At 61.2% G+C, this 21,897-nt stretch carries 15 protein-coding genes and 4 tRNA genes; 18 read left to right on the forward strand and 1 reads right to left on the reverse strand.

Translation table 11 applies throughout. The features are described 5' to 3' along the window. The first annotated feature begins 466 nt into the window (after positions 1-466). The 15 genes from PSO31014_RS13510 (at position 467) to rpoC (ending at position 16,086) form a co-directional block, all read left to right on the forward strand. Positions 467-832 (forward strand): hypothetical protein, encoded by a 366-nt coding sequence (locus PSO31014_RS13510; protein WP_150552107.1) that lies wholly within the window; start codon positions 467-469, stop codon positions 830-832. Positions 833-964: 132 nt separating this feature from the next. Next, positions 965-1,858, forward strand: a complete 894-nt coding sequence (locus PSO31014_RS13515) for a glycosyltransferase family 25 protein (protein ID WP_174976511.1) — start codon at positions 965-967, stop codon at positions 1,856-1,858. 154 nt (positions 1,859-2,012) lie between these two features. Next, positions 2,013-2,098 (forward strand) — tRNA-Tyr (locus tag PSO31014_RS13520). Positions 2,099-2,171: 73 nt separating this feature from the next. Further along, positions 2,172-2,245, forward strand: a tRNA-Gly gene (locus PSO31014_RS13525). A gap of 34 nt (positions 2,246-2,279) precedes the next feature. Next, positions 2,280-2,354 (forward strand) — tRNA-Thr (locus PSO31014_RS13530). Positions 2,355-2,426: 72 nt separating this feature from the next. Continuing rightward, positions 2,427-3,617 (forward strand): elongation factor Tu, encoded by a 1,191-nt coding sequence (tuf, locus tag PSO31014_RS13535; protein ID WP_150552109.1) that lies wholly within the window; start codon positions 2,427-2,429, stop codon positions 3,615-3,617. Positions 3,618-3,681: 64 nt separating this feature from the next. Beyond that, a tRNA-Trp gene (locus PSO31014_RS13540) sits at positions 3,682-3,757 on the forward strand. Positions 3,758-3,779: 22 nt separating this feature from the next. Continuing rightward, positions 3,780-4,160 carry a preprotein translocase subunit SecE gene (gene secE, locus PSO31014_RS13545; protein ID WP_017232380.1) on the forward strand — a complete coding sequence of 127 codons (381 nt, stop codon included), beginning with the start codon at positions 3,780-3,782 and terminating at the stop codon, positions 4,158-4,160. Position 4,161: 1 nt separating this feature from the next. Next, positions 4,162-4,719, forward strand: coding sequence for a transcription termination/antitermination protein NusG (nusG, locus tag PSO31014_RS13550; protein WP_150552110.1), 558 nt, complete (start codon positions 4,162-4,164; stop codon positions 4,717-4,719). A 143-nt stretch (positions 4,720-4,862) separates the two neighbouring features. Next, entirely contained in the window at positions 4,863-5,294 is a 432-nt protein-coding gene (rplK, locus tag PSO31014_RS13555) for a 50S ribosomal protein L11 (protein WP_150552111.1), read from the forward strand. Further along, complete coding sequence (gene rplA, locus PSO31014_RS13560) at positions 5,294-5,989, forward strand: 50S ribosomal protein L1 (RefSeq protein WP_017232377.1); 696 nt, start codon at positions 5,294-5,296, stop codon at positions 5,987-5,989. The genes rplK and rplA overlap by 1 nt, the downstream gene beginning before the upstream one ends. Positions 5,990-6,312: 323 nt before the next feature. Then, positions 6,313-6,810, forward strand: coding sequence for a 50S ribosomal protein L10 (rplJ, locus tag PSO31014_RS13565; RefSeq protein ID WP_010804162.1), 498 nt, complete (start codon positions 6,313-6,315; stop codon positions 6,808-6,810). 60 nt (positions 6,811-6,870) lie between these two features. Continuing rightward, positions 6,871-7,245: a 50S ribosomal protein L7/L12 gene (rplL, locus tag PSO31014_RS13570; protein ID WP_150552112.1), complete on the forward strand. Its 375-nt coding sequence runs from the start codon at positions 6,871-6,873 to the stop codon at positions 7,243-7,245. A gap of 496 nt (positions 7,246-7,741) precedes the next feature. Continuing rightward, positions 7,742-11,848, forward strand: coding sequence for a DNA-directed RNA polymerase subunit beta (gene rpoB / locus PSO31014_RS13575; RefSeq protein ID WP_150552113.1), 4,107 nt, complete (start codon positions 7,742-7,744; stop codon positions 11,846-11,848). A gap of 26 nt (positions 11,849-11,874) precedes the next feature. Further along, positions 11,875-16,086, forward strand: a complete 4,212-nt coding sequence (gene rpoC, locus PSO31014_RS13580; protein WP_150552114.1) for a DNA-directed RNA polymerase subunit beta' — start codon at positions 11,875-11,877, stop codon at positions 16,084-16,086. 111 nt (positions 16,087-16,197) lie between these two features. Here the strand turns inward: rpoC and PSO31014_RS13585 are convergent, their stop codons facing one another. Continuing rightward, a complete protein-coding gene (locus PSO31014_RS13585) occupies positions 16,198-18,363 on the reverse strand; it encodes a TonB-dependent receptor family protein (RefSeq protein WP_150552115.1) in 2,166 nt (721 codons plus the stop codon). Between the two features lie 304 nt (positions 18,364-18,667). Between PSO31014_RS13585 and hpaH the strand changes: the two genes are divergently transcribed. The 3 genes from hpaH (at position 18,668) to PSO31014_RS13600 (ending at position 21,865) form a co-directional block, all read left to right on the forward strand. Further along, the gene (hpaH, locus tag PSO31014_RS13590) at positions 18,668-19,492 is read left to right on the forward strand and encodes a 2-oxo-hept-4-ene-1,7-dioate hydratase (protein WP_246176634.1); all 825 of its coding nucleotides are present in this window, start codon (positions 18,668-18,670) and stop codon (positions 19,490-19,492) included. A 47-nt stretch (positions 19,493-19,539) separates the two neighbouring features. Then, the gene (gene hpaI / locus PSO31014_RS13595; protein ID WP_150552116.1) at positions 19,540-20,325 is read left to right on the forward strand and encodes a 4-hydroxy-2-oxoheptanedioate aldolase; all 786 of its coding nucleotides are present in this window, start codon (positions 19,540-19,542) and stop codon (positions 20,323-20,325) included. Between the two features lie 64 nt (positions 20,326-20,389). After that, complete coding sequence (locus PSO31014_RS13600; protein ID WP_150552117.1) at positions 20,390-21,865, forward strand: aldehyde dehydrogenase family protein; 1,476 nt, start codon at positions 20,390-20,392, stop codon at positions 21,863-21,865. Positions 21,866-21,897 lie beyond the last annotated feature (32 nt).

Below are 21,897 nucleotides of genomic sequence, written 5' to 3' on the forward strand. Positions count from 1 at the left end.
GAACAGGACCGTGAAACAACTCCACGCCGATGATAGTGCGGATACCCGTGTGAAAGTAGGTAATCGTCAGGCTCCCCTTAAAAACCCCTTGCTAATTCGTGTAGCAAGGGGTTTTTGCTTTTCCGCGGCGATATCGCCCAGCGCCGGCGCGGCCACACGGCTCGATGCCAAGGTCGTATCCACGGCGATAACGCCCAGCGGCTGCGCGGCTCAAGGCCGAGGTCGTGACGGGTGAGGTTGATCTGACGGACGTTCCCCTGACGAATCCACCATTTCGGAACCAGCTCGCTGGCCGGTTCTCAGGGGATGCCGTTACCGGAATGGGGTAGGGCTAGCTGACCCAACGCACTACGCGTTTGTGCCGGGCGCCGATGTTGATTTGCGTTGCTCGATTCGACCAGCGGTGTCCTCTGGTTAGCCCTTCTTTTTAGATGCCTCTCGGATAGCCTTCGTGAAGATAAAGCCCATGCCAGTCGAACCGTCCTGCGTTATCAACCGCGCGGTTATCGTCGTGCTGCCCCGGCAACCATTCGTTGATTGGATCAATGCCGCAGACCCTTATCCGGAAAGCGTTGCTGTCACATTAACGGAAGCGCGGGACGGACCGTCAGCATTCCTGATCCCGGTCAATGACAAAGTCGACGAACCGGGCAAGCGCTGGGTACAGCGGAACTGGGAGGCAGTTTTCGAGCAGATGCTCAATGATTGGTACGTCGACGCCACGCTTTGGCCGCGTCATCGCACGCTCAAAATGTTCAAGGAATGGTGCGAGATCCACATTCACGAGATGGTGTTCGACTATGCCGTGACACCTCTCGAGTACGCCAACTGATCGAGGGGCGCGGGCGTGGGCAAGCGGTTCGCCGATGCGATACTCGCAATCGGGTGAACCGGGGTCAGGGTCTTTGCGTCGTTCTGAGTCTGTCGTGCCGCACCGTTGCGAACGATGGGGCGGAGACGGGGATTGTGGGAAAGCGCTCGAAATATCGCCAAAAGCATCGCAATCTTGTGTTTCGTTCGCTATCGTGCCGCTATTCAAATTTTCGGCACAAACGCCGCGCCTCCTGGGCGCGAGCGCATAGCGATGTTCAAGGATCCTATTTCACGCCCCAAGCTTCCCCCGGTTGTCGTCATTTCACTCGTGGACAGCGACGTTCGTCGCGCACATATGATCGAGCAGTTGGCGGCAGCCGACGTTCCCTTCCGATTCTTCGACGCCGAACGGATTAGTGACTATCCGTCGACGTATGACGCTTCCGAACGCCTGCGGATATACGGCAATCATTTGACGCTCGGAGAGGTTGGCTGCTATGAGAGCCATTACCGGGTCTGGGAAGCACTGGCCAGTTCCAACGACGATATCTGGTGCGTCCTGGAAGACGACGTCGAATTGACTCCCGATTTCCCGCGGTGCCTCGCATCGACACTGAACGTGACGGTCCCTTGGGGCATCTTGCGATTGAAGGAAGGGGGCGCTGCAGGGGCATGGCGAGTTGGCCAACTGCCTGGCGGTGGGATTTTGCGCGACCACAGAAAGCAACCTGGCGGTGCCCATGCCTATCTCATCCGGCGCGCGGCAGCGCTTGTGCTCCTGGCCTACGCCAGACGACCCATTCACCCCGTCGACGATATGCTCAACCGGAACTGGGAGCATGGCATCCGCATGATCTCGATGTCGCCGGATATCGTGCTGGATCGAGGTGATGACTTTGGTACCACGATCGTGGGCCGGCATAAGGTCAGGCGCAATCCCTGGCAGAAACTCAAACGGGAATTTCACAGGGGGCGGGATAGCCTGAGTCGTTATGCCGCCGCCTGGCGCCGGCGTTGGCTTACGCCGGTGCGGCATTGGCATTGAGTCAACGCTTGACTGAATTCATATCGTCAAGCAAATCAAAGGCTTGCCGCAGATAGTGAAAATCCGCAGAGCGTCAGGCACAAAAACTGCGTATTTAACGCATGGCAAGTGTTGACAAGGCGGGGCGACATCTCCATAATTGCAAATTCTCTGCGGAGGGGTGCCCGAGTGGCTAAAGGGGGCAGACTGTAAATCTGTTGGCTTACGCCTACGTTGGTTCGAATCCAACCTCCTCCACCAGAATGCGGAAGTAATGAGCGCCGGAAACTAAAATCTCCGGCGCTTGTTGCCTGAGGCGAGAGTCGGAATCCAAGCGGGTGTAGCTCAATGGTAGAGCAGAAGCCTTCCAAGCTTACGACGAGGGTTCGATTCCCTTCACCCGCTCCAGGTGACGCGCAGATGCAGTAGCAGTAAAGGATTCGCCCATGTGGCTCAGTGGTAGAGCACTCCCTTGGTAAGGGAGAGGTCGGCAGTTCGATCCTGCCCATGGGCACCAAAGATAGTATGAAGCGCGGCAGTCATCATGCCGAGCAACCTCGGCAAAAGATAACCCCGTTAGGAGTCGAAAATGGCAAAGGAAAAGTTTCAGCGGACCAAGCCGCACGTCAACGTCGGCACCATCGGTCACGTCGACCACGGCAAGACGACCCTGACGGCCGCTATTGCAACGGTTCTTTCGTCGAAGTTCGGCGGTGAAGCCAAGAACTACGCTGACATCGACGCGGCACCGGAAGAAAAGGCACGCGGTATTACCATCAACACCGCACACATCGAGTACGAAACGGCTAACCGCCACTACGCACACGTTGACTGCCCGGGCCACGCCGACTACGTCAAGAACATGATTACCGGTGCTGCCCAGATGGACGGTGCCATTCTGGTTTGCTCGGCTGCCGACGGCCCGATGCCGCAAACGCGCGAGCACATCCTGCTGGCCCGTCAGGTTGGCGTGCCGTACATCATCGTGTTCCTGAACAAGTGCGACATGGTCGACGACGCCGAGCTGCTCGAGCTGGTCGAAATGGAAGTGCGCGAGCTCCTGTCGAAGTACGACTTCCCGGGCGACGACGTGCCGATCATCAAGGGTTCGGCCAAGCTGGCGCTGGAAGGCGACAAGGGTCCCCTGGGTGAAGAAGCCATCATGCAACTGGCCGAAGCCCTCGATACGTACATTCCGACGCCGGAACGTGCCATCGACAAGGCATTCCTGATGCCGGTGGAAGACGTGTTCTCGATCTCGGGTCGCGGTACCGTGGTGACGGGGCGCGTTGAGTCGGGCGTCGTCAAGGTCGGCGAAGAAATCGAAATCGTCGGTATCACCCCGACGGTCAAGACGATTTGCACGGGCGTTGAAATGTTCCGCAAGCTGCTCGACCAAGGTCAGGCAGGCGACAACGTCGGTATCCTGCTGCGCGGCACGAAGCGTGAAGACGTCCAGCGTGGTCAGGTTCTGGCCAAGCCGGGTTCGATCACGCCGCACACGGAATTTACCGGCGAAGTGTACGTGCTGTCGAAGGATGAAGGTGGTCGTCACACTCCGTTCTTCAACAACTATCGTCCGCAGTTCTACTTCCGTACGACGGACGTGACGGGCTCGATCACCCTGCCGGAAGGCAAGGAAATGATCATGCCGGGCGATAACGTGTCGATCACTGTCAAGTTGATCGCGCCGATCGCCATGACCGAAGGTCTGCGTTTCGCAATTCGCGAAGGTGGCCGTACTGTCGGCGCCGGCGTGGTTGCAAAGATCGTAGCGTAAGCCGGTACCTTAACGGTCCGCGCTTACGGGGTCAGCTTTTGGCGGCTGGCCCCACTGCTGTTTTAGGGGTATAGCTCAACTGGCAGAGCGTCGGTCTCCAAAACCGAAGGTTGGGGGTTCGATTCCCTCTGCCCCTGCCAAACAACTGTCTGCAAGCTGGAAATGGCGAATTCTCCCGTAGAAACTGTACGTACGACTGGCGACAAGCTGCTGCTGGCACTGGCCGGGCTGCTCGTGATTGCTGGTGTCGTGGCCTTCTACGCGCTGGGGCAACAGGCACTGTATGTGCGTGTTGCTGCCATCGTCGTCGTTCTAGCCATCGCGGCAGGTGTTGCATTGGCATCGCAAACCGGCAAAAGCTTCCTGGCTTTTGCCAAGGATGCGTATCGGGAAGTGGGTAAGGTCGTTTGGCCGACCCGTAAAGAGGCCGCCCAAACGACTGCGATTGTCTTCGCGTTCGTCATCGTGATGGCGCTGTATCTCTGGATCAGCGACAAGACGATTGAATGGGCAGTGTTCTCTTTGATTCTTGGCTGGAAGTGATATGTCTGATACCGGGGCTGCACCGAGTAAGAAGCGCTGGTACGTCGTTCATGCGTATTCCGGCATGGAAAAGAGCGTAGCCAAGGCGCTGCGTGAGCGTATTACGCGTGCCGGCATGGAAGACTTGTTCGGCGAGATTCTTGTCCCGACCGAAGAAGTCGTTGAAATCAAGGGTGGCCACAAGTCGGTCACCGAGCGTCGTTTCTTTCCCGGCTATGTGCTGTGCGAGATGGAAATGACGGATGACACGTGGCACTTGGTGAAGAACACCGCCAAGGTCACCGGTTTTGTCGGCGGCACGGGCAATCGCCCGATTCCGATTCGACAGGCCGAGGTCGACAAGATCATGTCGCAAATCAAGGACGGGGTGGAAAAACCGCGTCCCAAGACGTTGTTCGAGGTGGGCGAGCTGGTTCGAGTCAAGGATGGTCCTTTCACGGACTTCAACGGCTCGGTGGAAGAAGTGAACTACGAAAAATCTCGCCTCCGTGTTTCCGTCACCATTTTCGGACGGGCAACTCCGGTAGAACTGGAGTTCGGGCAAGTCGAAAAGATCTAAGAATAAAATGCGCCGGCGCGACGTCCGGCGCGTTTTTGCGTTGGTGACAGCCGTCGCCGAGGAGCGTCAGTAGCCCGTTTTTGGTGAACGCGCGCTATGACTCAACCCCGAATATGCGCCACATATTCGTTCCGGAGTAAACCATGGCAAAGAAAATCATCGGCTTTATCAAGCTGCAGATTCCTGCAGGTAAAGCCAATCCGTCGCCCCCCGTGGGCCCGGCCCTGGGTCAACGTGGCCTGAACATCATGGAGTTCTGCAAGGCGTTCAACGCGCAAACGCAGAGCCTCGAGCCGGGTCTTCCGACCCCGGTGGTGATCACCGCATTTGCGGATAAGAGCTTCACGTTCATCCTGAAGACTCCGCCGGCAACGGTGCTGATCAAGAAGGCTGCCAACCTGCAAAAGGGTTCGAGCAAGCCGCACACCGACAAGGTGGGCAAGATCACCCGCGCACAAGCGGAAGAAATCGCGAAGACCAAGATGCCTGACCTTACCGCCGCCGATCTGGACGCCGCGGTTCGCACCATCGCTGGCAGCGCACGTTCGATGGGCATCACGGTGGAGGGTCTGTAATGGCTAAGATCTCTAAGCGTCAACAAGCACTGGCCGCCAAGGTCGACCGCAACAAGCTGTACCCGGTCGGCGATGCTCTGGCCCTGGTCAAGGAATGCGCAAGCGCCAAGTTCGACGAGTCGATCGACGTCGCCGTGCAACTGGGCGTGGATGCGAAGAAGTCGGACCAAGTGGTTCGCGGCTCGGTCGTTCTGCCGGCCGGTACCGGTAAGTCGGTTCGCGTGGCTGTGTTCGCCCAAGGCGAAAAGGCCGAGCAAGCCAAGGCTGCCGGTGCTGAAATCGTGGGTATGGAAGACCTGGCCGAGCAAATCAAGGCCGGCAAGATGGACTTCGATATCGTGATCGCTTCGCCGGACACGATGCGTGTCGTCGGTACGCTGGGTCAGATTCTCGGCCCGCGCGGCCTGATGCCGAACCCGAAGGTTGGCACGGTGACCCCGGACGTCGCTACGGCAGTGAAGAACGCCAAGGCCGGTCAGGTGCAGTTCCGCGTTGACAAGGGCGGCATTATTCACGCGACTATCGGTCGTGCGTCGTTCGACCCGGCAGCGCTGCGTCAGAACCTGTCGGCCCTGCTGGAAGCCCTGACGAAGTCGAAGCCGGCTTCGAGCAAGGGTGTCTACCTGCGCAAGATCGCCCTGTCGAGCACGATGGGCGTTGGCGTGCGCGTGGACCAGGCCAGCCTGGCTGCCTAAGCAAGACCGTATCGCAATCGCAGGGTGATGGCGTCCCCTGTGACGGCTGCCATCCTCAGGATGGGCAGTCAGTAGCAAAAGACTTTGGGCGGAAGCGGATTCTTCGGAAGTCGCTTCCGGTTATCAAAGACCGTTGGCGGGAATGGGCATGGATTGACGCTCCCTTAATACGCCAGCCAACGCAGATGGCGAACCCGAACAAGTTATGCAGTCACATCGTCTCACCTGGGCAACCGGGCGTGGCGATTGAAACTCCAGACATGTCGGTAAGCCGTTAGTGGAACGGCATCACCATGAGGTGATGTCAATTTTGGAGGTTAACCGTGGCACTTAATCTTGATGATAAGAAAGCCGTCGTGGCAGAAGTTTCGGCGCAAGTCGCCGGCGCTTCGACCATCGTTGTGGCTGAATATCGCGGAATCACGGTTGGCGATCTGACGAAGCTTCGCGCCAATGCGCGTCAGCAGGGCGTCTACCTGCGCGTTCTGAAGAACACGCTGGCTCGCCGCGCGGTGGAAAACACCCCGTTTGCTGACCTGGCTGAGCAGATGACCGGTCCTCTGATCTACGGTATCTCGACGGATCCCGTAGCCGCTGCGAAAGTCTTGAACGACTTTTCGAAGGGCAACGACAAGTTGATCTTGAAGGCCGGCTCGTACGACGGCAAGGTGATGGACAAGGCAGGCGTGCAAGCGCTGGCCTCGATCCCGAGCCGCGACGAACTGCTCGCGAAGTTGCTGGGTGTCATGCAAGCGCCGGTTTCCGGCTTTGCTCGCGTCCTGGCTGCCGTGGCCGAGAAGAAGCAAGCAGAAGCTGCTTAATTCTCGTCCCGGTTACACGATCGCTGACTTCGGTCCGAACACAATCTAGGAGTTTTACAAATGGCAATCACGAAAGAAGACATCATCGACGCCGTTGGCGCAATGTCGGTTATGGAACTGAACGACCTGGTCAAGGCGTTCGAAGAGAAGTTCGGCGTGTCGGCTGCTGCCCTGTCGGTGGCTGGCCCCGCGGGTGCTGGCGCTGCTGCTGCAGTGGAAGAGCAAACCGAATTCAACGTCATCCTGGCGGAAGTCGGTGCGAACAAGGTCGGCGTGATCAAGGCCGTCCGCGAAATCACGGGCCTGGGCTTGAAGGAAGCCAAGGACGTGGTTGATGGCGCTCCGAAGGCTGTCAAGGAAGGCGTCGACAAGGCTGCTGCTGACGAAGCCAAGAAGAAGCTGGAAGAAGCCGGCGCCAAGGTCGAAATCAAGTAATTCGGCTCTGCGCGTAGGGAAGGCTGGCGACGAAACGTCGTCAGCCTTTTTGTGCTTTCAGGAGAGCCAAATCCCGAAAGCGGGGCGCGGAACTCGAAAGCCGGCGCGAAACGGCGCCAAGTGGTTGAAAGAAAAATGATTTCGCCGAAGCACCCGTGATTTGCGCCATGTCAAGCGCACACATCATCGAGGGGACGAGCGAAACGCAGCAACAAAGAAGGACAGAGGAAGTACCGAAGAGGCCAAAGAAAAAATCGCGCCGGGATCCAACCCGTGACGGTTTTCTCTTTGTCTTCTGAAGCGACTGCAGAAGGCAAGTTTGGTCGGGCGACGGGCAACACAGGCATCCGTCGCCGTCAGCCAGCGGTTGGTAGCGGCCAACCACCAAGCTCGTTGCTCCACGGCAAGCCCGCCGCGGAGGACGTCTGGTCTCAGTCGATGAACACCCGTTGACGATGCCTGCCGTCGTCGCCAGCGTAGTGATTCGGAGATCGTAATGCACTATTCCTTCACCGAGAAGAAACGCATTCGCAAGAGTTTTGCGAAGCGTCCGACCGTGCACAAGGTGCCGTTTTTGCTGGCCACCCAGCTCGCCTCGTACACATCGTTCTTGCAAGCCGAAGCGCTTGCATCGGAGCGGAAGCCGGAGGGTCTGCAAGCAGCCTTTTCCTCCATTTTCCCGATCGTTTCTCACAACGGGTTCGCACGCCTGGAGTTTGTCAGCTATCTGCTCGGCACGCCCGCGTTCGATGTCAAGGAATGTCAACAGCGCGGCCTGACTTTTTGCTCGGCCCTGCGCGCCAAGGTTCGTCTGGTGATTCTCGACCGTGAATCGCCGAACAAGCCCGTCGTCAAGGAAGTCAAGGAACAGGAAGTGTACATGGGCGAAATTCCGCTCATGACATCGACGGGTTCCTTCGTCATCAATGGCACGGAACGTGTCATCGTCTCGCAGCTGCACCGCTCGCCGGGCGTGTTCTTCGAACACGACAAGGGCAAGACGCACAGCTCGGGCAAATTGCTGTTCTCCGCGCGTATCATCCCCTACCGCGGCTCGTGGCTGGACTTCGAGTTCGATCCGAAGGACATCCTGTACTTCCGCGTCGACCGCCGTCGCAAGATGCCAGTCACGATCCTGCTCAAGGCAATCGGCCTGACGCCGGAACAGATCCTCGCGAACTTCTTCGTGTTCGATAACTTCAAGCTGATGCCGGAAGGCGCACAGATGGAGTTCGTGCCGGAGCGTCTGCGCGGTGAAGTGGCTCGCTTCGACATCACGGATCGCGAAGGCAAGGTCATCGTCCAGAAGGACAAGCGCGTCAACGCCAAGCACATCCGCGACCTGGAGAACGCCAACACCAAGTTCATCTCGGTGCCGGAAGACTACCTGCTCGGCCGTGTCCTCGCGAAGAACGTGATCGATGGCGATACCGGCGAAGTGATCGCCAACGCCAACGAAGAAATCACCGAAAGCGTGCTGGTCAAGCTGCGCGAGTCGGACGTGTCGGACATCCAGACGCTGTTCACGAACGATCTGGACCAGGGTTCGTACATCTCGGCCACGCTGCGCATCGACGAAACTGCCGACCGCACGGCCGCGCGCATTGCGATCTACCGCATGATGCGCCCGGGCGAGCCGCCGACCGAAGACGCGGTCGAGGCCCTGTTCAACCGTCTGTTCTACAGCGAAGAAGCGTACGACCTGTCGAAGGTGGGTCGTATGAAGTTCAACCGTCGTGTCGGCCGTGACGAAGTGCTCGGACCGATGACGCTGGGCGACGACGACATTCTCTCGACCATCAAGATCCTCGTGGATCTGCGTAATGGTCGCGGCGAAGTCGACGACATCGACCACTTGGGCAACCGTCGTGTGCGTTGCGTGGGCGAGCTGGCCGAGAACCAGTTCCGTGCCGGTCTGGTGCGTGTCGAGCGTGCTGTGAAGGAACGTCTGGGTCAGGCCGAGTCGGAAAACCTGATGCCGCACGACCTGATCAACAGCAAGCCGATCTCGTCGGCCATTCGCGAGTTCTTCGGTTCGTCGCAGCTCTCGCAGTTCATGGACCAGACCAACCCGCTGTCGGAAATCACGCACAAGCGTCGCGTGTCCGCACTGGGCCCGGGCGGTCTGACGCGCGAGCGTGCCGGCTTCGAAGTGCGCGACGTGCACCCGACCCACTATGGCCGCGTGTGCCCGATTGAAACGCCGGAAGGCCCGAACATTGGTCTGATCAACTCGCTGGCACTGTACGCCCGCCTGAACGAGTATGGCTTCCTCGAGACGCCTTACCGCAAGGTGGAAGACGGCAAGGTCACCAACCAGATCGACTACCTGTCGGCCATTGAAGAAGGTCGCTACGTGATCGCCCAGGCGAACGCGTCGATCGGCGAAAACGGCGAACTGACCGACGAACTGGTGTCGTCGCGTGAAGCCGGCGAAACGCTGATGGTCACGCCGGACCGCATCCAGTACATGGACGTGGCACCGTCGCAGATCGTTTCCGTCGCCGCGTCGCTGATTCCGTTCCTCGAGCACGATGACGCGAACCGCGCGTTGATGGGTTCGAACATGCAGCGCCAGGCCGTGCCTTGCCTGCGTCCGGAAAAGGCGGTGGTCGGTACGGGTATCGAACGTACGGTGGCTGTTGACTCGGGTACGACCGTGCAGGCGTTCCGTGGCGGCGTGGTCGACTATGTCGACGCAGGCCGTGTGGTGATTCGCGTGAACGACGAAGAAGCCGTCGCCGGTGAAGTCGGCGTGGACATCTACAACCTGATCAAGTACACGCGTTCGAACCAGAACACCAACATCAACCAGCGCCCGATCGTCGAAGAGGGCGACAAGGTGGCGCGCGGCGATGTGATCGCCGACGGCGCGTCGACCGACCTGGGTGAGCTGGCGCTGGGTCAGAACATGTTGATCGCGTTCATGCCGTGGAACGGCTACAACTTCGAGGATTCGATCCTGATCTCGGAGCGTGTCGTTGCGGAAGACCGTTACACGTCGATCCACATCGAAGAGCTGAACGTGGTCGCTCGCGACACCAAGCTCGGGCCTGAGGAAATCACGCGCGACATCTCGAACCTGGCGGAAGTGCAACTCGGCCGTCTGGACGAGTCGGGCATCGTGTACATCGGCGCGGAAGTCGAAGCCGGCGACGTCATGGTGGGCAAGGTCACGCCGAAGGGCGAAACCCAGCTCACGCCGGAAGAAAAGCTGCTGCGCGCGATCTTCGGCGAGAAGGCATCGGACGTGAAGGACACCTCGCTGCGCGTGCCGTCGGGCATGAGCGGCACCGTCATCGACGTGCAGGTGTTCACGCGTGAAGGCATTCAACGCGACAAGCGCGCCCAGCAGATCATCGACGATGAACTCAAGGGCTACCGCCTCGACCTGAACGACCAGCTGCGTATCGTGGAAGGCGATGCATTCCAGCGTCTGGAGCGCTTCCTGGTGGGCAAGACGGCCAATGGCGGTCCGAAGAAGCTCGCCAAGGGCACCAAGCTCACGAAGGAATACCTGGCGGATCTGGACCGTTACCACTGGTTCGACATCCGTCTGGCGGAAGACGAAGGTGCGCAACAGCTCGAGCAGATCAAGGAATCGATCGAGCAGAAGCGTCACCAGTTCGACCTCGCCTTCGAAGAGAAGCGCAAGAAGCTCACGCAGGGCGACGAACTGCCGCCGGGCGTGCTGAAGATGGTCAAGGTCTACCTGGCGGTCAAGCGTCGTCTGCAGCCTGGCGACAAGATGGCCGGCCGTCACGGTAACAAGGGCGTGGTCTCGAAGATCGTGCCGATCGAGGATATGCCGTACATGGCCGATGGCCGTCCGGCAGACATCGTGCTCAACCCGCTCGGCGTGCCGTCGCGGATGAACGTGGGTCAGATTCTCGAGTCGCACCTCGGCTGGGCAGCGAAGGGTCTGGGCTGGCGTATCGGCGAAATGCTGCAGGCGCACACCAAGGTCCAGGAAGTTCGCAAGTTCCTGACGAAGATCTACAACGAGAGCGGTCAACAAGAAGATATCGACAGCCTGTCGGACGACGAAATCATGTCGCTGGCGCGCAACCTGCAGAACGGCGTGCCGTTCGCAACGCCGGTGTTCGATGGTGCCCATGAAGACGAAATCCGTCGCATGCTGGATCTGGCGTTCCCGGATCACGTCGCGAAGGAACTCGGCATGACGCCGTCGAAGAACCAGGTCACGCTGTTCGACGGCCGTACCGGTGAAGCCTTCGAGCGTCCGGTCACGTGCGGCTTCATGCACATGCTCAAGCTGCACCACTTGGTCGACGACAAGATGCACGCGCGTTCGACCGGTCCGTACTCGCTGGTGACGCAACAGCCGTTGGGCGGTAAGGCCCAGTTCGGTGGTCAGCGCTTCGGTGAAATGGAAGTGTGGGCACTGGAAGCGTACGGCGCATCGTATGTGCTGCAGGAAATGCTGACCGTGAAGTCGGATGACGTGACGGGGCGTACGAAGGTGTACGAGAACCTCGTCAAGGGCGATCACGTGATCGATGCCGGCATGCCGGAGTCGTTCAACGTGCTGGTCAAGGAAATCCGTTCGCTCGGTATCGATATCGACCTGGAGCGCAGTTAATTGCGTTCAGGCAACAGGAGAAAGCAATGAAAGCTTTGCTCGATCTATTCAAGCAAGTTCAGCAGGTCGAACAGTTCGACGCGATCAAGATCGGTCTGGCTTCGCCGGACAAGATCCGCTCGTGGTCGTTCGGCGAAGTGAAGAAGCCGGAAACGATCAACTATCGGACGTTCAAGCCCGAGCGTGACGGCCTATTCTGCGCAAAGATCTTCGGTCCTATCAAGGATTACGAGTGCCTTTGCGGCAAGTACAAGCGCCTGAAGCATCGCGGCGTGATCTGCGAGAAGTGCGGCGTGGAAGTCACGCTGGCGAAGGTGCGCCGCGAGCGCATGGGCCACATCGAGCTGGCCTCGCCGGTCGCGCACATCTGGTTCCTGAAGTCGCTGCCGTCGCGTCTGGGCATGGTGCTCGACATGACGCTGCGCGACATCGAACGCGTGCTGTACTTCGAAGCGTATGTGGTTCTCGAACCGGGCATGACGCCGCTCAAGCGGTGCCAGATCATGACCGAGGAGGATTACTACAACAAGGTCGAGGAATACGGCGACGAGTTCCGTGCCGAGATGGGCGCGGAAGGCGTGCGCGAGCTGCTGCGCTCGATCGACATCGACCAACAGGTCGAGCATCTGCGCGCCGAGCTGCAAGCCACGGGCTCGGAAGCAAAGATCAAGAAGTACGCCAAGCGCCTGAAGGTGCTCGAGGCTTTCCAGCGTTCGGGCATCAAGCCCGAGTGGATGGTGCTCGAAGTGCTGCCGGTGCTCCCGCCCGAACTGCGCCCGCTGGTGCCGCTCGACGGTGGCCGCTTCGCGACCTCGGACCTGAACGATCTGTATCGCCGCGTCATCAACCGTAACAACCGTCTGAAGCGTCTGCTCGAGCTGAAGGCCCCGGACATCATCGTGCGCAACGAAAAGCGCATGCTGCAGGAATCCGTGGACTCGCTGCTCGACAACGGCCGTCGCGGCAAGGCAATGACCGGTGCGAACAAGCGCCCGCTCAAGTCGCTGGCCGACATGATCAAGGGCAAGAGCGGTCGTTTCCGTCAGAACTTGCTGGGTAAGCGGGTGGACTACTCGGGCCGTTCGGTGATTACCGTGGGCCCGACGCTCAAGCTGCATCAGTGCGGTCTGCCGAAGCTGATGGCGCTCGAACTCTTCAAGCCGTTCATCTTCCACAAGCTGGAAGTGTTGGGCGTGGCCACGACGATCAAGGCCGCGAAGAAGGAAGTCGAGAACCAGACGGCGGTGGTGTGGGACATCCTCGAAGATGTGATCCGCGAACATCCGATCATGCTGAACCGCGCACCGACGCTGCACCGCCTGGGCATTCAGGCGTTCGAGCCGGTGCTGATCGAAGGCAAGGCGATCCAGCTTCACCCGCTGGTTTGCGCGGCGTTCAACGCCGACTTCGACGGTGACCAGATGGCCGTTCACGTGCCGCTGTCGCTCGAAGCGCAGATGGAAGCGCGCACCCTGATGTTGGCCTCGAACAACGTGTTGTTCCCGGCCAACGGCGATCCGTCGATCGTGCCGTCGCAGGATATCGTGCTGGGTCTGTACTACGCGACCCGCGACAAGATCAACGGTCGCGGCGAAGGCCTGTCGTTCATCGACGTCTCGGAAGTGCTGCGTGCTTACGACAACAAGGAAGTCGAACTGGCTTCGCGTGTGAACGTGCGTATCACGGAGTACACGGTCGATCCGGAAACGGGCGAGAAGACGCCGAAGATCACGCTGTACCCGACCACGGTCGGCCGCGCGATCCTGTCGGAAATTCTGCCGCCGGGCCTGCCGTTCTCGGTGCTGAACAAGTCGCTCAAGAAGAAGGAAATCTCGAAGCTGATCAACACGGCGTTCCGCCGCTGCGGTCTGCGCGAGACGGTGATCTTCGTCGACAAGCTGATGCAGTCGGGCTTCCGCCTGGCAACGCGTGCCGGTATCTCGATCTGCGTCGACGACATGCTCGTGCCGACGAAGAAGGAAGAGCTGATCGGCGAAGCGTCGAAGAAGGTCAAGGAATACGACCGTCAGTACATGTCGGGTCTGGTCACGGCGCAAGAGCGTTACAACAACGTCGTGGACATCTGGGGTGCGACCGGCGACGCCGTGGGCAAGGCGATGATGGAGCAGCTCTCGAAAGAGAAGACCACCGATCGCGACGGCAATATCGTGGATCAGGAGTCGTTCAACTCGATTTACATGATGGCCGACTCCGGTGCTCGCGGTTCGAGCGCCCAGATTCGCCAGCTCGCCGGTATGCGTGGCCTGATGGCCAAGCCGGATGGCTCGATTATCGAGACGCCGATTACCGCGAACTTCCGCGAAGGCCTGAACGTGTTGCAGTACTTCATCTCGACCCACGGTGCACGTAAGGGTCTGGCCGATACGGCACTGAAGACGGCAAACTCGGGTTACCTGACGCGCCGTCTGGTCGACGTGACGCAGGATCTGGTCGTGGTCGAAGAGGATTGCGGCACCAGCAATGGTGTGGCGATGAAGGCGCTGGTCGAGGGCGGTGAAGTGGTCGAAGCCCTGCGTGACCGTATCCTGGGTCGCGTGGCCGTGGCTGACGTCGTGAATCCGGAAACGCAAGAGACGGTGTACGAATCGGGCACGCTGCTCGACGAAGACGCCGTCGAGATGATCGAAGCGCTGGGTGTCGACGAAGTGCGCGTGCGCACGCCGCTGACCTGCGATACGCGCTTCGGTCTGTGCGCCTCCTGTTATGGCCGTGACCTTGGCCGCGGCTCGCGTGTGAACGTGGGCGAAGCGGTCGGTGTGATCGCTGCGCAGTCGATCGGTGAACCGGGCACGCAGCTCACGATGCGTACGTTCCACATCGGTGGTGCGGCATCGCGTGCGGCCGTGGCCTCGTCGATCGAAGCCAAGTCGAACGGTACGGTTCGCTTCTCGGCGACCATGCGTTACGTGACGAACGGTCGCGGCGAACAGATCGCCATCTCGCGTTCGGGCGAAATCCTGATCACGGACGATCATGGCCGTGAGCGCGAGCGCCACAAGGTGCCGTATGGCGCCACGCTGCTGCATCTGGACGGCGCACAGGTCAAGGCCGGTGCCCAACTGGGTACGTGGGACCCGCTGACGCGCCCGATCATTACCGAACACGGCGGTTACGCCAGGTTCGAGAACGTCGAGGAAGGCGTCACGGTGGCCAAGCAGATCGACGATGTGACGGGTCTGTCCACGTTGGTCGTGATCGATCCGAAGCGTCGTGGTCCGGCGTCGAAGAATGTGCGTCCGCAGGTCAAGCTGCTCGACGAACATGGTGTGGAAGTGAAGATCCCGGGGACCGATCACGCAGTGACGATCGGCTTCCAGGTGGGCGCACTGATCACCATCAAGGACGGTCAGCAAGTGCCGGTGGGCGAAGTGCTCGCACGTATCCCGACCGAAGCGCAAAAGACTCGCGATATTACCGGGGGTCTGCCGCGTGTGGCCGAACTGTTCGAAGCGCGCGCACCGAAGGACGCCGGCATTCTGGCCGAAGTCACCGGTACCACGTCGTTCGGCAAGGACACGAAGGGCAAGCAGCGTCTGGTCATTACCGATCTCGACGGCAACCAGCACGAGTTCCTGATTCCGAAGGAAAAGCAGGTGCTGGTGCACGACGGCCAGGTGGTGAACAAGGGCGAAATGATCGTGGACGGTCCGGCCGACCCGCACGACATCCTGCGTCTGCAGGGTATCGAAGCACTGGCGCGTTACATCGTCGACGAAGTGCAGGACGTGTACCGCTTGCAGGGTGTGAAGATCAACGACAAGCACATCGAGGTGATCGTTCGCCAGATGCTGCGTCGTGTGCAGATCACCGACAACGGCGATACGCGCTTCATCATCGGCGAACAGGTCGAGCGCTCGGACATGCTGTACGAGAACGACGCCATGAACGCCGCGGACAAGCGTCCGGCGCAGTACGAGAACGTGCTGCTGGGGATTACGAAGGCGTCGCTGTCGACGGATTCGTTCATCTCGGCGGCCTCGTTCCAGGAAACGACGCGCGTGTTGACCGAAGCCGCGATCATGGGCAAGAAGGACGACCTGCGTGGCCTGAAGGAAAACGTCATCGTCGGCCGTCTCATCCCGGCAGGTACGGGTCTGGCGTATCACAAGGCCCGCAAGGCCCGCGAGACGTCGGATCGCGAGCGTCACGACCAGATCGCTCTGGAAGAGGCGTTTGCACCGATGCCAAGCTCGGTGGAAGAGCCTACGGCGGAGTAATCGGGCGGGCGGCGCTGGCGAGAGCGGGCGCTGCCAACCTGATACCCACGTCGTAACGAAAACGGCACCCTCGCGGGTGCCGTTTTTTTTCGTTTACCGATCCTGCGGCGATCAGAACCCGAAGTGGCCCTGCACGTAGACCATGCGCGGCGCGCCGACCATGCGGCCGGCGTTGCCGTCGACGTTGCGCGTGTAGAAGCGTTTGTCGAAGACGTTGTTCAGACCCACCGTGACGTCGGCGTTCTTGTAGCCGGGGATCTTGTACATCGCCTGCAGGTTCCACAGACGGAAGCCCGGCACCTTGCCATTGCTGCCGTCGGCCGATTCCGCCTCAGTGTTGGCTAGATCCGAATACTGCGCGCTCTGGTGCGTGGTGGAGACGTTGAATGTCCACGCGCCGATGTCGTAACGTGCGCCGAGCGTGTCGGTGAAGCGCGAGTAGAACGGCACGTCGAGGCCGGCGGTCGCGCCCGATTTCTGAATCGCGCGCGTGTAGGTGAAGTTCGCGTACACGTTCAAGCCGCGCAGCACGCTGTCGCGATCGAAAGTGTAATCGACGGCGGTTTCAATGCCGTCGTGGTTCGTCGCGCCAATGTTTTGGAAGACGGGCGGGGTCGAGCCCGGCACTTGCAGAATCTGGTTGTCGAACTTCATCTTGAACGCCGTGAGCTCGGCCTTCCAACGCGAGTCTGACCAGCGCGTGCCGATTTCATAGGTGCGTGCGAGCTCCGGCGTCAGCGGGTTCGTGGCCGACATCGAATTCAACTGCGTGTTCTGCACCGGTCCGAACGACGTGCTGTAGTCCGCATAGACCGTCCACGCGCTGTTTACCAGGTATGACAGGTTCACCGATGGCAGCGGCTTGCTGTTGTCCGAGCGGAAGGTGTTGCCCGTCGACTTGTCGACGCGCTGTGAGTTGATGACCTCGTAACGCACGCCCGGCGTGAGTCGCCAGTTGCCCCAGGCCATGCGGTCGTCGAGGTAGAAGGCGTTCGCGCTGGTGTAGTTGTAGAACGTCCGGGTGGCCGAGTCGCGCCCGGTGGCCAGGGTCGTGGTCCAGCTGTTGTCGTCGCCGCGCTCGTGCACGTAGCGATAGCCAACCGTCACGTCGTGCGCGGTCGGGCCGAAGAACAGGCGCTGCGTGAAGCGTGGCTCGATGCCGAACGTCTCGTAGTTACGAGGCTGGTGTGTGGTCTGCGTGCGTGCCGCGTTGATCAGCGTGCTCTGGCGATAGCTCTCGTTGTAGAACGTGCGGATCTCGAATTCCTGCGTCTCGGAGATCGTGTTCAGATAGCCGACATCGAGGCCGGTGCGGTTACCGCTCCAATAGTCGTTCGGCCGTGTGTTCTGGAAAGGATCGGCATTGAATTGCGCGACGCTCAGGCCGCCGGGGGTTTTCGACTTCACGTCGTAATACGAGACCTTGCCGTATACCTGCTGGCTCGACGAGATATCGTAACGCCATTTCAACGCGAGGTCGTTCACGCGTTCGTCGCTGCCCTTGCGCCAGTCGCGGCCGACCATGCCCGAATACAGCAGCGCGAGCCCCAAGCCGTTGTCCATTTGTGTACCGAGGAACGCGCCGTATTGGGTGTTGGCGCCGCCACCGGTCGTGTAGAGGTTCTCGCGCACGGTGGCGTCGGTGGTAAGGCCCGGCGTGCTCGGGATCGCGCGCGTCTTGAAGTTGATCACGCCGCCGACGTTCTGTGGCCCGTAGCGCACGGCACCGCCGCTGCGCACCACGTCGATGCTCTCGATGTTGAAGAGGCTGACCGGCGCAAAGGACAACTGTGGCTGACCGTAAGGCGCGACGGCCATCGGAATGCCGTCGAGCAACACGGTCGAGCGCGGCGAGTAACGGCCGGTGAGGCCGCGCACGCCGATGTTCAGCGAGATGGCGCTGCCCGCGGTGCCCGAGTTGTCGCTCGCCTGCACACCGGGGATGCGACGCATGACATCGCCAATGTTCGTCGCGCCCGACGCTTCGATCTGATCCTTCTTCACGACCGTACGTGCACCGGGGAAGGTCTTCGCGCTGCTGTCGAGACCGGTCCCGAGCCAGTCGCCGGAAACATTGACCGCGTCGAGTTCGACCTCGGCCCTGGATTCTGCTGCCGTCGCACCTGTGGCCTGCTGCGCATACGCGGTGCCGAGCGTTGTCGCGAGCAGCGCGGCGGCGCTGGCGATGGCGTGCGGCAGACGAGGACGGGGGGGGAGGTGGGGGGCGCAGGGAGGAGCGGCGGCCACATGTGCGCGGCGACGCAGAGACATCTTCATCTTGGCTGACCTTCTTGACGGCGAGAGTGTGGCGAACCCGAGCGTTGACCGGAACGGCAGCCGACAGCATTCGGTTCGATTTGCGTAATGCCTTGTAATAAAGTGTTCCGGATTATAAATGCAAATCACTCTCATTACTAAATTGTGTTGACGATGCCTGACTGACGGAAGGCATCCGGCGGCGTTCGATTATCCAGTTTTGCTTATTAATGACCCTGAATCGATTGATTGTTCCTGGCGCCGGGGGCCGCAAGAATAGGCGTTATCGACCGACAAGAACGCGTTGCCTGTAGCGGGTGGCGCCATGGAGACTCCCCCGATGCCGACGCTCGACGCCGCGACCTGCCAGGCCCTTGCCCGCGAGCTGCACGACGCCGAACGCCGCTGCACGCCGGTCATGCAGTTCTCCCGCCGGTATCCCGAGATGACGACGGACGACAGCTACGCGATCGCACAGGCGTGGCTGGCGCTGAAGCTCGCCGAAGGGCGTCGCGTGATCGGTCACAAGATCGGGCTGACGTCGCGCGCCATGCAAGTCGCCGCCCAGATCACGGAACCCGATCACGGCACGTTGCTCGACGACATGCTTGTGACCGATGGCGCGACGCTCGATGCCTCGCGGTTCATCGTGCCGCGTCTCGAAGTGGAGCTGGCATTCATTCTGGCCAAGCCGCTCAAGGGCCCCGGCGTCACCTTGTTCGACGTGCTCGACGCCACCGCCTGGGTGACGCCGGCGCTCGAATTGATCGATGGCCGCATCGAGCTGTTCGACCGCGACACGAAAGCGCCGCGCAAGGTCTTCGACACGATTGCCGACAACGCGGCGAACGCGGCCGTGATTCTCGGTGGACGTCCCGTGAAGCCGGACGCGGTCGATCTGCGCTGGACAGGCGCGCTGCTCTATCGGAACGGCGTGATCGAAGAGTCGGGCCTGGGTGCGGCGGTGCTCAATCATCCCGGCAACGGCATTGCGTGGCTGGCGAACACGTTGGGCGCTTTCGGCGAAGGACTGCAAGCGGGGGAGATCGTGCTGGCCGGGTCGTTCACGCGACCGGTGGCTTGCGCGGCGGGCGACGTGTTTCATGCCGACTACGGCCCGCTCGGTGCAATCGGCGTGCGCTTCGTCTGACCGGGCCGAATGGCCCCGATGGTCCGCATCTCACTGGAGACGATGTCATGAAAACACCCCCGAATGCCTTCAAGCAGGCATTGGCCCGCGGCGAGCGTCAGATCGGCCTATGGCTGGGACTCGCCTCGCCGTATGCCGCCGAGTTATGCGCAGGCAGCGGCTTCGACTGGCTGGTGATCGATGGCGAGCACGCGCCCAACGATTTGCGCACGATGCTGGCGACGTTGCAGGCGGTGGCGCCGTACCCGACGCATCCTGTTGTGCGCTTGCCGCACGGCGACGCCACGCTCATCAAACAGGTACTGGAGATCGGGGCGACGACGTTGCTTGTGCCGATGGTCGAGTCCGCCGACATGGCGCGCGCGCTCGTCAGCGCAACGCGCTATCCGCCGCACGGCACGCGCGGCGTCGGCAGTGGGTTGGCGCGGTCGTCGCGGTGGAACCGCTACGACGACTATCTGCACGCGGCGAACGCGACGTCTTGTCTGCTCGTGCAAGTGGAGACGGCCGACGCGCTCGCGCAAGTCGATGAGATTGCCGCCGTCGATGGCGTCGACGGTGTGTTCATCGGCCCGGCGGATCTCGCGGCGTCGATGGGGCACCTTGGACACGCGACGCATCACGACGTACGTCAGGCCATCGGCGAGGGCATCGCACGCATTCGTCGCGCGGGCAAGGCGGCGGGAATGCTATGCGCCGACGAGACGCTTACTCGTCATTATCTCGACATCGGCGTGACCTTCATGGCGGTGGGCATCGACACCACGTTGCTCGCAAACGCGAGCCGTTCGCTTGCGGCGCGATTTGCCATCGATGACGACGACAAGCGCTGATCGGATCGCAAGCCGCTGGACGCGTCGCCCAAACATTTCCCCAGCATTTCCCACGAGACATGGCATGACTGCTATTCGATTTGACGTCGCCGGCGTATCCGTTTCGCCGGATCACTATATCGACGGCCGACGCGTGGCGTCGGACGACACGTTCGCGTGCGTCTCACCCATCGACCAGACCCGTCTGGGCGAGATCGCCATCGGTAACGCGACGCACGTCGATCTCGCGGTGGCGTCCGGCGTCGTGGCATTTCCCGCGTGGGCGGCGCTCGGTGCGACAGGGCGCCTGCACTATCTCCAGCGCTTTGCCGAAGCGATCGGGCGTCGGGCCGATGCGTTCGCCACGTTGGAGAGCGTCGATGCCGGCGTGCTGCGCTCACGCATGGCGCATGGCGTGGTGCCGCGCGCGATGCAGAACATCGCGTGGTTCGCCGAGCATGCGATGACGCTGCAGGACCGTGTGATCGAGACGCCGCAGGCGCGTCATCTCGTGCGTTACGATCCTGCGGGCGTCGTGGCGGTCATCACGCCGTGGAATTCGCCGCTGATGCTGGCGACATGGAAGATCGGCCCGGCATTGGCGTGCGGGAATACGGTGGTGCTCAAGGCGCCGGAGTGGGCGCCGCTCACGTCCTCGCTGCTGGCGGACTGCGCGCACGAGGCGGGGCTGCCGCCGGGCGTGTTGCAACTGTTGCAAGGCCCGGGGGCCGTGACCGGGGCGGCGCTCGTGAGCGACGCGCGGCTTGCGCGCATCTCGTTCACCGGCTCGGTCGCGACCGCCAAGGGGATCGCCACGGCGGCGGCGGCCAACCTCGTGCCGTGCAGTCTGGAGCTGGGTGGCAAGTCGGCCTTCATCGTGCTGGCGGACGCCGATCTCGACGCCGCGGCCGCCACCGCCGCGCTGATGTATCGCAACGCCGGGCAGGTGTGCCTGGCGGGCACGCGTTTGCTGGTGCATGCGGGCGTGGCGTCCGCGTTCACCGACAAGCTGCGCGCGCTGGTCGAGGGTCTCGTCGTCGGAGATCCGCGCGACGGGGAGACCGAGATCGGTCCGATCATCCATCTGCGTCAACTCGAACGCGTGCAAGGCTTCGTCGACCGGGCCGTGGCAGGGGGCGCGCGCGTGCTGTGGGGCGGCACGCGGCATCCGTTCGGGGCGCAGTACTTCGCGCCGACGCTGCTCGCCGACCTGCGTCAGCACGACGAGATCGTGCAGCAGGAGGTCTTCGGCCCGGTGCTCACGCTGCAAACGTTCGCGCGCGATGACGAGGTCGTCGACATGGCCAACGGCACGGACTATGGGCTGGGCGGCGTTTGTTATGGCGACGAGGCGCACGCCATTGCCATCGCCCAGCGGGTTCGCACGGGCTTTCTCTGGATCAACAGCTTCGGCATTCGCGACCTGGCGGCGCCGTTTGGCGGCATCAAGCGCTCCGGCATCGGACGCGAGGGCGGCGATTGGAGCTTCGATTTCTTTTGCGACGTGAAGGATGTCGTCGTGCCGAAACAGCCGTTCAAGGCCAGCTTCAGCCATCGCTGATGCGCCCGCGGCATCACAACGAGAAAAGAGGA

Source organism: Pandoraea soli (assembly GCF_902459595.1).
GTDB classification, from domain to species: domain Bacteria; phylum Pseudomonadota; class Gammaproteobacteria; order Burkholderiales; family Burkholderiaceae; genus Pandoraea; species Pandoraea cepalis.